Origin of the sequence: Bradyrhizobium sp. SRL28 (assembly GCF_018596315.1) — a bacterium.
GTDB lineage: Bacteria > Pseudomonadota > Alphaproteobacteria > Rhizobiales > Xanthobacteraceae > Bradyrhizobium.
In genome coordinates, this window is the sequence record NZ_JAHEAG010000002.1 from 415050 (window position 1) to 427454 (window position 12405).

At 59.0% G+C, this 12405-nt stretch carries 13 protein-coding genes; 7 read left to right on the forward strand and 6 right to left on the reverse strand.

Translation table 11 applies throughout. The annotated features are described in order from the left end of the window. Positions 1-6 precede the first annotated feature (6 nt). From KIP88_RS06355 to KIP88_RS06370, 4 genes are all read left to right on the forward strand, one after another. Positions 7-645: a hypothetical protein gene (locus tag KIP88_RS06355; RefSeq protein WP_214487000.1), complete on the forward strand. Its 639-nt coding sequence runs from the start codon at positions 7-9 to the stop codon at positions 643-645. After that, positions 642-1037, forward strand: coding sequence for a phage holin family protein (locus KIP88_RS06360; RefSeq protein ID WP_214487001.1), 396 nt, complete (start codon positions 642-644; stop codon positions 1035-1037). Before KIP88_RS06355 ends, KIP88_RS06360 begins: the two co-directional genes overlap by 4 nt. Then, on the forward strand, positions 1034-1771 hold the full coding sequence (locus tag KIP88_RS06365; RefSeq protein WP_214487002.1) for a hypothetical protein: 738 nt from the start codon (positions 1034-1036) through the stop codon (positions 1769-1771). The genes KIP88_RS06360 and KIP88_RS06365 overlap by 4 nt, the downstream gene beginning before the upstream one ends. A gap of 129 nt (positions 1772-1900) precedes the next feature. After that, entirely contained in the window at positions 1901-2104 is a 204-nt protein-coding gene (locus KIP88_RS06370; RefSeq protein WP_214487003.1) for a cold-shock protein, read from the forward strand. 241 nt (positions 2105-2345) lie between these two features. Here the strand turns inward: KIP88_RS06370 and KIP88_RS06375 are convergent, their stop codons facing one another. The 4 genes from KIP88_RS06375 to KIP88_RS06390 all read right to left on the reverse strand — a co-directional run bounded on the left by KIP88_RS06375 (position 2346) and on the right by KIP88_RS06390 (position 6722). Further along, positions 2346-2855, reverse strand: coding sequence for a ferritin-like domain-containing protein (locus KIP88_RS06375; RefSeq protein WP_214487004.1), 510 nt, complete (start codon positions 2853-2855; stop codon positions 2346-2348). Between the two features lie 181 nt (positions 2856-3036). Next, a complete protein-coding gene (locus KIP88_RS06380) occupies positions 3037-5160 on the reverse strand; it encodes a catalase (RefSeq protein WP_214487005.1) in 2124 nt (707 codons plus the stop codon). Positions 5161-5337: 177 nt separating this feature from the next. Continuing rightward, a complete protein-coding gene (locus KIP88_RS06385; RefSeq protein WP_214487006.1) occupies positions 5338-6195 on the reverse strand; it encodes a transglutaminase family protein in 858 nt (285 codons plus the stop codon). Positions 6196-6476: 281 nt separating this feature from the next. Next, complete coding sequence (locus KIP88_RS06390; protein WP_214487007.1) at positions 6477-6722, reverse strand: hypothetical protein; 246 nt, start codon at positions 6720-6722, stop codon at positions 6477-6479. Between the two features lie 707 nt (positions 6723-7429). Here KIP88_RS06390 and KIP88_RS06395 point away from each other — a divergent pair. Continuing rightward, positions 7430-7624, forward strand: a complete 195-nt coding sequence (locus tag KIP88_RS06395) for a hypothetical protein (protein ID WP_214487008.1) — start codon at positions 7430-7432, stop codon at positions 7622-7624. Positions 7625-7693: 69 nt separating this feature from the next. After that, complete coding sequence (locus KIP88_RS06400; protein WP_214487009.1) at positions 7694-7999, forward strand: hypothetical protein; 306 nt, start codon at positions 7694-7696, stop codon at positions 7997-7999. 21 nt (positions 8000-8020) lie between these two features. Here the strand turns inward: KIP88_RS06400 and KIP88_RS06405 are convergent, their stop codons facing one another. Beyond that, complete coding sequence (locus tag KIP88_RS06405) at positions 8021-8263, reverse strand: hypothetical protein (protein ID WP_214487010.1); 243 nt, start codon at positions 8261-8263, stop codon at positions 8021-8023. A 1683-nt stretch (positions 8264-9946) separates the two neighbouring features. Here KIP88_RS06405 and KIP88_RS06410 point away from each other — a divergent pair. Further along, the gene (locus KIP88_RS06410; RefSeq protein ID WP_214487011.1) at positions 9947-10108 is read left to right on the forward strand and encodes a DUF2934 domain-containing protein; all 162 of its coding nucleotides are present in this window, start codon (positions 9947-9949) and stop codon (positions 10106-10108) included. 1430 nt (positions 10109-11538) lie between these two features. On the opposite strand, the gene KIP88_RS06415 is transcribed toward KIP88_RS06410, so the two are convergent. Beyond that, positions 11539-11787, reverse strand: coding sequence for a hypothetical protein (locus KIP88_RS06415; RefSeq protein WP_214487012.1), 249 nt, complete (start codon positions 11785-11787; stop codon positions 11539-11541). Positions 11788-12405: the final 618 nt, after the last annotated feature.

Genomic DNA, 12405 nt, shown 5'->3' on the forward strand with positions numbered 1-12405 from the left:
GCCGCCATGAGCGATATGGATCTCAATACCCGCAATAAGAATTTTTCCCAGAGCCAGAATACCGGCTCGTCCCAGAACCTGAAGGACCAGGTGGCGGATGCCGGCGCTGAAATCAAACAGCGCGCCGGCGACGTACTGAGGGCGTCGACGGACACCGCCCGCGACAAATTCAAGGAGGCGGCCGATGCCGCCAAGGAGGCTGCGGCCGGAGCTGCGGATCGTTTCCAGGATCAGGCTCGCGAGCAACAGCGCTCGGGCGCCGATTTCGTCGGCCGCTTCGCCGGCAATATCAGGGATGCTGCACGCGCATTCGAAAATGACGTGCCGTTCGCAGCCCGCGGCATCAATTCGGCGGCCGAATATGTCGACGACGCGGCGGAAAAAATCCGCAACGGAAGCTTCCGCGATCTCGTCGATGGCGCGACGGATTTTGCCAAGCGGCAGCCTGCGGCCTTTCTGGGTCTGTCGGTGCTGGCCGGTTTCGCCGCTGTCCGCTTCCTGAAGGCGTCGGGAAGCCAGAGTTCTTCGGGCCAAGGCTCTTCGGGTCAACGCTCTTCATCATCGGACACGCCATCCTCCTACAGCCCGTCCTCCTACAACCCGTCATCCTACAGCTCGGGATCCTACAAAGGTGAGGCGTCATGACCACCAAGACCGATCTTCGGGCGATCTCGCAGCTTCTCGGCGATGCGCTGTCGCAATTCGCAAAACTCTTTCAGAACGAGGTTGATCTCGCCAAAGCCGAATTCGGCGCGAAGGTTCAGCAAATCGGCGGCGCGGTCGGCCTCATTGCGGCCGGGGCAGTGCTGGTCATTCCCGCCATCGTCATGGCGCTGTTCGCGCTTTCCGCGGCCTTGATCGCCGGCGGATGGTCGCAGCCGGTCTCCTATCTGATCTCCGCGATCGTTGCCGCGGTGCTCGCAGGCATCCTGTTTGCGGTCGGCATGAACCGGCTCGACGCACGCCATCTGGCGCCGCGAGAAACGTTGCGTCAGCTCGAAAAGGACAAGGACACCGTGAAGGGAATGGTGCGATGAGCGGTTCACAAGGGAATTTTATAGATGGTCTGACCGCGGCTGCCCGGGAGAACCCGCTCGCCGCAGCCCTGATCGGAGGTGGCGCGCTGTGGCTGCTTATCGGCAGTAACAGGCTGAAGAACGCTGCCAGTTCGGTCGCCACAGCGGCCGAGCCGCTCGCCGATCTCGGCGCACGTGCACAGAGGTCGGCCGCCTCCGGCTGGGAGGATGCTTACGGTTCCATGCGGAAAAACGCCTCCCGAATGCAGGACGAAGCCTCGCACGGCGTCAATGAAGCGGTCCAAAACGCCAGAACGGCCGCTTCCGATGCGATGTCAGGCGCGGCGGAAACGATGAGCGAGCGGTTCGACGAAGGCTTGGCCGGCGCCCGGGAAATGTTTGACCGGGTGGGCCGGGCGTTGCCGAGGAAAGAGACCTTTATGCAGGCGCAGTCCTCGCTGTCCGACCTCCTGGAAAGGCAACCGCTGGTTCTCGGCGCCGTAGGCCTTGCGATCGGCGCGACAGTGGCCGGAGCGTTAGCTAAGTCGAGTCTCGAGGACGAGTGGGTCGGTGGCCTGAGCGACGGCCTGAAGGCGGACCTAAAGGAGCGTGCCGGGGCGGTGTCGCAAAGCGTCCGAGAGGCTTCCGATACGCTCAAGGCCGAGTTTGCGGACGCCGGTGCTGAATATGTCGACCGCGTTCAACAAGCTGGCCGGGATGCGCTCGACGCGGGCCGGGAGAAGCTACGACAGTAGCTTCTCTGATGCAAAAATCCGCTGATTCGATGGTAGTAGGACCCGCCGGTGTAATCCGGGGGGCCCCTTTCTTCACGCGATTTCTGTCATCAATATGGAGGGCTTTTAGAATCAATGGGGAGGATGGACGTGGCGACAGGTACAGTGAAGTGGTTCAACCCGGCCAAGGGTTATGGTTTTATTCAGCCCGACAATGGCGGCAAAGACGTATTTGTCCATATCTCGGCCGTCGAGAGAGCAGGTCTAAGTAATCTAAATGAAGGCGCGAAGGTGAGTTATGAAGTCGTGGCCAACCGCGGAAAAGAATCTGCCGAAAACCTCAGGGTAGGTTGATCGCAGTCGTCCGTCCCAGTCGGCCCGTCCGGTTCACTGGCGTGCTTCTTCGGAGATCCGATCGCTGTCTCAAAAAAACGCCGCCGGTTCAAAATTCGTGCCCGGCGGCGCATTTAGTCGCAAACTGGGCCACTCAAATCCCCAGCATCCAATCATCAGTAATGTCTGTGCCAAAGGGCGACGGGCCCTTTTGTCTAGCGACACCTCACTAGACCAACAGCACTGCCCCCGGTTGCGTGTTTTACGAGACTAGCTCCTGCTCTGCTTCGACGTTGACGACGGATTTGGCAATCTTGGTAAGGGCCAAATCCGTTGCTTTCTCTTCGTCCAATGTCGCCTGAAGCAATTTAGCCGCATCCGGCATTCCGAGTTCTTCGGCCCAAGTCCTTAGAGTGCCATAACGAGACATTTCATAGTGTTCGACGGCTTGGGCAGCAGCGAGAAGACCGGCATCGAGTGCAGGCATTCCCTTGAAGTCCTTCATGATCTCGGCGCCTTCTTCAGCGATGCCGTTGATGGCGGTGCACGTTTTTCCACGTGCTGGCTTGCCGATAATTTTGAAGATCTGATTGAGCCGCTTAACTTGGCCTTCCGTTTCCCGAAGATGCTTGCTGAAGGCTCTCTGCAAGTCTTTCGAGTGAGCTGCCTTGGCCATCTTCGGAAGCGTCTTGAGAATTTTGTTCTCGGCGAAATAGATGTCCTTGAGTGTTTCGTGGAAGAGGTCTCTCAGCAGCATCGGCTTCTTGGCCATTTGTATTATCCTTGTTTGAAAATTGACGTCACGCGTTTGCGTCGCTCTGAAGCGCAAGACTGGGAAGATCTGATGCTGCGAGCAAGCATGCCATGCCGCAACAATAGGCGGGCGTGATAAAGGTTCCTCGTGAATCGCGCTTGAAAGGGCACGCTACGACAGATCTCTGGAGTCCAATCTTCTACGGCATTTTTACATTTGGCTCACGTCCCCAGACGCGTAGCTTTCCAAGGCCATCGACAAACGACTTTGCATCCTTCGCGCTCCCCAGGGGGATGCAGCCCTCATCGAAGTCTTCAGCTGCAACGCCTGATTTCTCGAAGAGCGGCAACGCCGATTCGACGTATCCGATGAACTTGCAATGGGCGAAGGCGTCGGCAACGAAGTCCCGTGCCGCTGACTCCAGCAGTAGGTCACCCATCGCGGCCGCCGCCGGCAGAATGGCAACTGCGTCGTAGAGAACGGACGGGCCTCCATCGATCATTTGATCGGCGTCGATCCAGCTCCCGTCGCTCGCCTTCACGCCGGCTACCGTTGGAGCGACGATCTCAAAGGTGGCCGCGGCCTTATCAAGGGCGCCTTTGAGTGCCTTGAGCAGGTCGACATCCGATCCTTCGGTAACGAGGATACCCAGTTTTCGACCCTCGAAGCGCTCAGGGCCGTTCTCAACGATGCTCAGAGCGGAGGAGGGGACGAGGTCCTGCCGGGTCGGCATGGCGGCGTCCGCCGGTTTTGGCATCTCTTGCAGGCCCAGTTTGCCGGCGACCTTGTTTGCCAACGTCTCATCAATATTCAGGAGATGCGAGACCATGCGCTCCCTGATTGCTGGCGTTTTGACCTTGCTGAGTTCGAACGTCAGAGCGGCGGCGATGTGTGCCTGCTCGCCCATGGTTTGACTGATGAAAAACTGTCGCGCTTGGCTGTAGTGGTCCGCGAAACTCTCGGCGCGCAGCCTGCGCTTGGGGCCTTGTTCGACCTCAGCGAATGGCGTGAAACCGCGCTGAGGCGACTCTCTCGGTCCTTCGCCGAACGAATTCGGCTGATAGTTGACGCGCCCCACCGGATTTCGCATGGCCATATGGCCGTCCTGCTGAAAGTGAGCGAAGGGGCATTTGGGGGCGTTGATCGGAATGTGGGTGAAGTTGGGGCTTCCCAGACGCTTTAGCTGCGTGTCGAGATAGGAGAAGTTGCGTCCTTGCAGCAGCGGGTCGTTGGAGAAGTCGATACCCGGCGGAACGTTCTGAGTCATGAAGGCGACCTGCTCAGTTTCCGCGAAGAAATTATCGGGCATGCGATCGAGGACCAGCCGACCCACCGGAATCGGGGGCAAGGTTTCTTCCGGAATGATCTTCGTCGGATCGAGTACGTCAAAGTCGAAGGAGTCGGCAAATTCCTGATCGAACAACTGCAGCTGCAATTCCCATTCCGGAAAGTTGCCGCTCTTGATTGCCGTCCAAAGATCCCGCCGATGAAAGTCGGGATCGGCGCCGTTGATCTTGACGGCTTCGTTCCAAACGACCGATTGCAGGCCCAGCTTAGGTTTCCAGTGGAATTTCACGAAAGTGGATTCGTTCTTCGCGTTTATGAGCCGAAAGGTATGGACGCCGAAACCTTCCATGAACCGAAACGAGCGGGGGATTGCCCGGTCGGACATCACCCACATGATCATGTGCATGCTTTCGGGGGTGAGGCTGATAAAGTCCCAGAAATTGTCATGGGCCGACTGGGCCTGTGGAAAGGCGCAGTCCGGCTCTTCCTTCACCGCGTGGACCATGTCCGGAAACTTGATCGCGTCCTGGATAAAGAAAACAGGGATGTTGTTGCCAACAATGTCCCAGTTGCCCTCCTGGGTGTAGAGCTTTACAGCAAAGCCTCGGACATCCCGCGCCAGATCGACGGAACCCTTGCTGCCGGCGACGGTCGAGAAGCGGACGAACGCAGGCGTTCGTTCTCCGGCACGCTGGAAAAGATCAGCTCTGGTGTACTTCGACAGCGATTTGTAGTTTTCGAAAAAGCCGTGCGCCGCATAGCCGCGCGCATGCACGACCCTCTCCGGAATACGTTCGTGGTCGAAATGGAAGATCTTCTCCCGGAAATGAAAATCCTCGAGCAAGGTCGGCCCTCGGGGGCCTATCTTCAGAGAATTTTGATCGTCGGAGACCGGTCCTCCCTGCGCTGTGGTTAGAACGGCTGCTTTACCCGACGCTGTTTGATGAAGCTCGCCGCCTTCACCGCGGTCGAGCTTCTGGTCGTGGATCGTTGCGGTCTCACCAGATGCGCGGTTTGACTTGGTAGACTTCGCCATTTGTGACCTCATGGGTGGAACTGAGGAATCCTTAATCCGCTGAAGACGGCTCCGTTCCTCTTTCACGCCCGCCGGGCGTCCAGGGTTACCAATCCTCCCCTCTTTCCATTCCGGCCCTGGTTGGAAAGGGGCCACTAAGACCAGCCCGTCTGCAAGGAAGAGTTCCGGTGCCAACGTCTACGGGGCGTTGGAAACCCGAATGGTCTGGGTGACCATCTGGCATTGCTTATCGGAGGTGAGAAACGCGATATCGGAGGCGTCGCGGCCGCTTCCGATGCGTACAATGCCTTCGATTGGAGCCAACTGGGTTGGGTCGATGAGCCACCAGCCGTTCTCCAGGTAGACTTCGAAGATGGCATGAAAGTCCGGCGGGTCCAGTTGCAGAGCGTAAGCGCTTACCGCTCGAGCAGGAATGCCTAACGCTCTCGCCAGCGTGATCCCCAGGTGGGTAAAATCACGACAAACTCCCGCCCGGTCCACGAATGTCCGCTCTGCAGTAGTCTCGGCGTTACTCACGCCGACCACGTAATCGACGTTGCGGTAAAGCCACTCAAGTATGGCCATGATCCGCGCGACCCCGTCGCCCGCGCTTCCGAACTCGCGCTGTGCGAACCGCATGAACTTGTCGGACGGGCAAAAGCGGCTGGGCAGCAGAAACGGGAGTACCTCGCCTGGCAGGTCGGACCACACGTGCTGACATCCGGACGGAGGAAGCAATTGGCGAAGATTGTTCTCGACTACCGCTCGGTACCTAATGGCAACCTCGCCCGAGAGTGAAGCGCGTATCCGTCGATCGCCGTAGGGGGTGGTGTCGGAAAGAGCTTGTGCCGGGGGCTGAATGTCGAGCGACTCTGACAGAATGATTTGGTCGCTTGTTCGCGAAGCTTCCAGGCTAGCGATGATCTGAGTGTGATTGGCGAAATTGTAGACGAGTTCGGCCTCGATCGACAGTTTCATCTTGTCCTCGACCGTGTAAGCGGGATCGATGCCCTGCGAAAGTTGAGCCGCGTCTCGCTTCGATGCTCGGCCCTGCATTGTTACTCTTGTGAGGCCTCAGGACCAATCGAAACTGCCGTCGGGTAGGGGGATCCTCGGAGTAAGTGAAACCCCTCACCGATAAGCGACAGGCCGCAACTCCGTCCGAGTGTGGCCTCCAACCGGCGGTTTCATCTGCTTGGTCACGAAGATATGGATCCGCGCGCCTATGGCGGAGTGCGGTGGAAGCGGCGGCAGGACATCACGGTTGGCTAGAGATTGTGCAACAAAAAGCCCCGCCCGGTCTGGGGCGAGGCGTTGTTCACACGCAACTCGACGCGTTAATCGCGCTCGTGGATGATCACCTTTTCCCGAGGCTCCCGACGTTCCTTCCGGATCACCACCGTTTCATCACGGGGCTCACGTTCCCTGATGACCGTGGTTCGGCGCTCGTAGCTCGGACTTTGCCCAACTGTTACACCAGCACCAACCGGTCCGACACCAACACCGATGCGAGCTTCTTCAGCACTTGCAACACTCGCCGCCAGCGTAAGACTGGCTGCTGCAATAGTCAGAGCGATTTTCATCATTCAATTCCTCAATAGCTGCCCAACGAACCAACTGCGTGGAGTGCTGGCGGTTCCGCTTTTTCGGAGGAATTGCTGCGGAACTGGTCGCGGCGACGCTTCGTCGTTTGTGTTCTTCAAGGCGCCTTCGCGCATTGTCAGAGCTCGGTTTGTTGGCTGCCACCGCCAATTCTTTCAAGAAAAATGTTGCGCAACGTCTCGGCGGCCGCTCTTCGCGCAGGAACATTCCATACGGGCGGCCCTTATAGTAAGGCAAATAGGGCGGCTCAGGTGGAGCGGTCATTGCCATAGCGGTAGCGGGCCTGCTTTTCGGCCGTGATGCGGTCACCTTCCCAAGTCGTGCCATCGTTCAAGGAGATGCTCGCGTCGCGCTGCATTCGGGGCAACCGCGCTGGCGCTCTCGTTACGCGATCGGCGCTACATTTGAAAATCCAATTCGAAATATAAGGCGCGACTGCGCGACGTTTCGCGATAGTAAATCGCGCTGGCGGCGGTCGGCGCAGCCGGCGTGACGGCGGCAGAAAACGCGCCGCGCCAGGAGGGATTGCTCCCAACTAAAGGCACAGCACAGCCCGCCCGGCGACGTCACCTGTGCACATTCCGGCCCGCGGGCCGCCCAATCTTCCCCGCATTTCGGCGTCAATCCGCCAAGGCGGCGGCGGCCGATGATGGGAGCTTTGGGGACCGGTGTGGGAAGGAGTTTGGGAATGCCAAATTCGCAAGAACACAACGATCTGCGCCGTCACGCGATCATGATTGTCTCGCAGCTACCCGATAATACCGCCGAGGCTTTGACGGTCCTTGATTATGCCCGTCATTTGGTGACGGAGTTTCTGGCCGAGCCGTCAGCCGGCACCTCCGCCGAGTCCAAGGCCTTCCCGACACCGTCCAATCACCATTGAAAGAAGGACATAGGCTGGCGAATTGCCCGAGCGCGTGGCCAGGGCAGCGCCTCCGAACAATCTGTCATCATGCCGCTCACCGCTGACCAGCGTCACTCCCTCTTGCTCGCCAATCGCTCGCGCGATGTCGGCCAGATCACTGTGGTGATCGAGCGCGTGCTCGCGGCGAACGCAGATGCAAATCTTTTCGATATTGAAATGGCGTTCAGAGACGGTGCCTGCGCAGCCTATGTGATCGCCGGCCCCAGCAAAGCGTTTCACGTGATCACCGGCGGTCTGTCGGCGATGTTGGCCGCGCTCGGCGCGGCCGGCAGGACGGCGGAAGCGAACCGGGCGGCGCTGGAGAACGAGGTTAAAGTTACGCGCAGCGAGTGATCTGCACTCGGCTTTCTCGGCTCAATGGCGCTTGCCCCACAGGCCCATCGTATCTGCCCATGTTCGCTGCCACTGTTCCGCGAGTAGCATCCAGAGTTGTAAAGGGTTCGTCGCCGCCTTTTGGAAATCTTCCGCACTTGGCCCACTGGCCATTGAGGCAAGGCCTGGCAAAGATTTTAGCTTGGACAACATCGCCGATGGCGAAGCGGTCATCGGGTTCGGCAATTTGATTTGCTCCTCCCAAGCATCCATCAGTTGATCCATTGTCTTGATCTGAATTTCGGCAATTCAACCATGAGCAGTCCTGCATCGCCGGTCAGGAGACCATTGCAGCCATGGCTACGCCACGCGGCTGGCAGAGCTACGGGACACGATACCGAGCAACGGGAAACTCGGCGTGGCCGTTCGCAAACAATTCGATCTCCATGATTCCCTTTACGTGGCCGAGGTCATACGTGTGGCGAGGCTGTATGGTTCGCGGGAGGAGATCTTCCGGAACGGAGGCTGGCGCACCTTGGTGTAGCTGGCCTCGACGTCAACATCCGCCGAGCACCGAGAGAAGCTCGAGGCTCGCATCCTCGCCGGCGAACGCGTCACCGGTGTCGAAATCATCCGAACTCGCGCCGCAATGGGAGGAGCCGGCTCGGCCCGGATGGCTTCGGCCTGATGTGGCTTCGCCTCCGCCCGAGCAGATATCGCGGCCGACGAAACCAGCTCAGGCGGCCGCTCGCAGGCAGAGCTTTCTAAGGCGCGACAAAAGGGCGTGCGGCAATGCGCGCGGAAACAAAAAAGCACCACGCGCATAAAGTTTCGACGCTAGGGAAGCTCCCGTGCCGCAATACAATGGGGTGCATCATGAGAAGAGAAGCTGCATTCAATATTTTTGCATTGGTTGTTGGGGCGACGCTTCCCCTTGCGCTCGTCATTGTTGTTATATTCATTCTATAACGCACGGCTTACCGCCGCGCGACCGATACCGCGGCCGCCACAGCTCGAGAGGATGCTCGCGCACGTGGCAAGCGCATGATCTTGGTTCAGCGTTAGCGACGGTGCATTGTCACCAAACGTACATTGACTGCTCGATCGGAGTTGCGGAGGCACGACGGAGAAAAGTTAGGCCAGACTTGCTTCGAACAGTCTTCGGTCGGGCTGTCAGCTTTGACGGGCTGTGGCGTTGCTTCTTCTGCACTGACGGCGGTTGTCAGTAGGAAAGAAATCGCGATGGCAGATAGAACGTGCTTCATTTTGCGCCTCGTTTGAGCTGTCAAGGCCAACAAGGACGCCCACGCTACGTTCCAAGAATTGTTGGAGTATCAGAAAAACATTGCGGAGGGATCGCGTCCACTCTGCGAGCCTGGCTCATGTTGCCTTGCCGGGGCGGGTTGCCTAGCCGGCTCTGGTTGCCTCGACGGTTCAGGTGAGCGGGGCGGCGGCGCCTGTCTTGACGGCTCGGGTTGCCGTGGAGCTTCTAATGCTGCCATTTAAGGGGCTCCTGACCGGCCGGGCATGGCACTAGCTTTTCAACGCGCCTAAGCATCACTCCCGAGGCGCCGCACTTTCAGGCCGGATCATCCGCCGACCTCAATGATTAAAGCCCAGCCGCAGGCTCCCCGTCTGTTCCGTTGTGAACACAAATCGAAGCGGCGCGCGCGGCGCAACGAATCGTTCGTCGTTCGCGTGGTTCTTTGGTTGATGGGAACGCTCTGCCCAGTCCGCGATTATCTTAGCGGCGACGGAATCTTCGCGAGGAGCGGGACAGTCCCGGCAAAGGTCATGCGGTGTAACGCCCGCATGGCCTCTGTCTTGTGGGCTAGTCTTCCTGAGGAACTAGCGGGCTTCATGTGGACTTGAATCCACAGGCCAGCCTGAGGCTGGCCTGGCACGGTCCTGCCGGTGAGTCCCAACACCCATGCAGGCGGGGCTGTGCTCCAACCTGGAGCAATCATAATGCCCGAACCGAGCAAGCAAGAGATCGGGGCGCGGGCGTATAAACTCTGGGAGCAAGCAGGCCGACCCGAAGATCGGGAAGCTGAATTCTGGCAGTTGGCCGAACAGGAGTTGCGCAATGAGGACCAATCCTCGCCAACGCGCACTGCTGACACGCTGTGACGCTGTCTTGCTCGGTGCCTGGAGCCGTCCAGGGACGCGCTGAGGAGTCTTTCGCGTTTGAGGCCCGGTTTAGCTGCAGGGTAGCTATCAAAACGCACCCGGAGATTAGACGGCCCCGGCGCGGGGCTGGCGTGCGCCAGGGCCGTCCCATCCTGTGCGCCGATCCAAGGCGCAAAATCAGGATAGCGAGGAAAAGGCTATCAAGGGCAGCGTGACGGGATCGTGATTGGAGATTGAGCTGCGCCGGTTCGTACGACCTTTGATGGTGACCCTGTACGGGTGGGTCCGCGGTGAACGCGCCGACTGAAATTGCGGATCAACCGCACGCAAGGACGTCTGGCCCATCACCCGACATGGAAGCCAAAGCCAGCCGCGACCGCTTTGACAATCGGTCGAGGAACCAGGCCCAGCATCGACGCGTTCAACCTTCATGACAAACGACGATACTATCGCAACGGCCGAGAGCGCTGAACAACGGATCGATCACGCCACAGATGCAATCCGTAGCATGTCCCGAGACCTCGCCGAGGAAGTCGCTCCGCACCGACATGGCTCGACCAAGTCAGCGCGGCTACGCGCGCGGCGCCCATCCAGTCGCTGGCGATTGCATTCCTTATTGGCGTGATACTGGCGCGCCGATGATGCGACCAGGCTGACCTAGTCGCACGGGGGCGGTCGGATCATGGGAGCACGCGCTCAGGGAGCCTCGCCAAGCCGGCTGCGGCGACGACAACGGGCGCGTGCTGCGATCGAGCGCCTAGTTTACCGGCCCTACTAGTGTGTCGATCTCGTGAAGTTCCAACCGGTCAAGGTTCACGCGATCAAACCCGCCGAATATTCCGCAGGCATATGCGGGATAAATAGGCAACCGCGAGCAAAATGCGAGCCCGAGTCAGAGCAGCCGAAGAGTCAATTGACGCCGATCGGGTCCCTCGTGCCTTTCGACTCACGCGCTCCTGCAGACCGCAGCGACGGCGCAATTCGCTAGCGACGGCCTCGAAAACATCTTCCAACCAGCGCCCGGTGCGTGAAGGCGACGGCGCGGATCTGATTACCATATTGGCCGGTCAACAGGTCTTGAATTACCTTTTCGAGGTCGGTGGTTTCGTAATCGGCTTCGCGCCAAGCGGCGGGAAGAACAGGAACCCGGCACACGCTGCCATCATACGACTGTGGCACAGCACTTGCTACGCTTGGGCTGCCGGGATTGCGCCCGACCATGGCAATACCAACGCCGCCAAGCGTCATACTCCGCTAAGGCGGCGTTGTATTTTATTGGTGTCCTAATCTGACGTAGGAGTGTCCGAAAACCTTACGGTCCTGTGGCAGTTAACCGCCGGACGGGTGCTACACCTCAGCCTAAGAAGGCCCATCTCTCCGTTCAAGCGTACGGCTCGGCGCGGCGGCTCCAGGCCTGAAGGGATTTGGATCTACTTCAGCCTATTGATTTCGAATGTGAAATTTACTTGAAGCACCGGACCGGTGTCGTCTCTGACCTCAATTGCCATCCGGTGGTTTCGATTACCTTCATAGCTGGGACCGCGGACCGCATCCCCAGCCATTTCCGCCAGAGATTGTGTGGCTTCCTGCTGTGCGGCTGCGACGTCTTGCAGTTCCAGCCCCTCGTCATCAACTGCTAGATCGTCCTCGTCGCGCAAGTCCAAATAGTAATGGGGCATCGGCACTCTTCCAGGCGGCTCTACTCCACAGAAGAACCAGATCGTTGGTTTGTTCCAAGCTGGCAAAAGGAAAACGCGGCCTCAAGCGAACAGCTCGGCGCGATACTGCGCGCGGCGAAGCTATTTGCTCAGATGCGCAAGCATGGCCTCACAGGCATTCTCGGCCTCAGCAAACGTCTTGAAGGGTGATCCGCTTACCTTAACGGCGGACCTGTTGAAATTGATGGGGCGCCAAGAGGCTACAAAGCCAGGCTTCCCGTGGAGTCCTGGACCACTGCGACTCTCATTGCTGATTACAAATGAGTAGCCGAGTTCGATCGCGCTCCAAATCTCTAGCTCCTCCGTCGCGGGAGCAACGCGGCTGAAGTGCATGGACGCCTTCCACGATCCAGCAAGCCAAAGCGGCCCCAGGTTTTCAGGCTGGGGCCGCCAACCTGGAGGCAGGTTTTCTTCCAGCCAGGGGCTTTGGGGGCATGGGCCGGAAGCAAGGATTCGACGTCTGGGCGTGCCCGGAGTTCCAATGATCGCAACATTATCCCCCGATAGCGTAGTAGGCATCGGCTAAAGCGCAGCATTGGTTGGTGTCAGGAAGGACCACGTCCCCTGATTGTTCGAGAT

What these genes read in the sequence shown, in the direction of transcription:
- KIP88_RS06355 (WP_214487000.1), top strand. Translation starts at nt 7, where the DNA reads ATGAGCGATATGGATCTCAATACCCGCAATAAGAATTTTTCCCAGAGC.
- KIP88_RS06360 (WP_214487001.1), top strand. Translation starts at nt 642, where the DNA reads ATGACCACCAAGACCGATCTTCGGGCGATCTCGCAGCTTCTCGGCGAT.
- KIP88_RS06365 (WP_214487002.1), top strand. Translation starts at nt 1,034, where the DNA reads ATGAGCGGTTCACAAGGGAATTTTATAGATGGTCTGACCGCGGCTGCC.
- KIP88_RS06375 (WP_214487004.1), bottom strand. Translation starts at nt 2,855, where the DNA reads ATGGCCAAGAAGCCGATGCTGCTGAGAGACCTCTTCCACGAAACACTC.
- KIP88_RS06380 (WP_214487005.1), bottom strand. Translation starts at nt 5,160, where the DNA reads ATGGCGAAGTCTACCAAGTCAAACCGCGCATCTGGTGAGACCGCAACG.
- KIP88_RS06385 (WP_214487006.1), bottom strand. Translation starts at nt 6,195, where the DNA reads ATGCAGGGCCGAGCATCGAAGCGAGACGCGGCTCAACTTTCGCAGGGC.
- KIP88_RS06390 (WP_214487007.1), bottom strand. Translation starts at nt 6,722, where the DNA reads ATGAAAATCGCTCTGACTATTGCAGCAGCCAGTCTTACGCTGGCGGCG.
- KIP88_RS06395 (WP_214487008.1), top strand. Translation starts at nt 7,430, where the DNA reads ATGCCAAATTCGCAAGAACACAACGATCTGCGCCGTCACGCGATCATG.
- KIP88_RS06400 (WP_214487009.1), top strand. Translation starts at nt 7,694, where the DNA reads ATGCCGCTCACCGCTGACCAGCGTCACTCCCTCTTGCTCGCCAATCGC.
- KIP88_RS06405 (WP_214487010.1), bottom strand. Translation starts at nt 8,263, where the DNA reads ATGGATCAACTGATGGATGCTTGGGAGGAGCAAATCAAATTGCCGAAC.
- KIP88_RS06410 (WP_214487011.1), top strand. Translation starts at nt 9,947, where the DNA reads ATGCCCGAACCGAGCAAGCAAGAGATCGGGGCGCGGGCGTATAAACTC.
- KIP88_RS06415 (WP_214487012.1), bottom strand. Translation starts at nt 11,787, where the DNA reads ATGCCCCATTACTATTTGGACTTGCGCGACGAGGACGATCTAGCAGTT.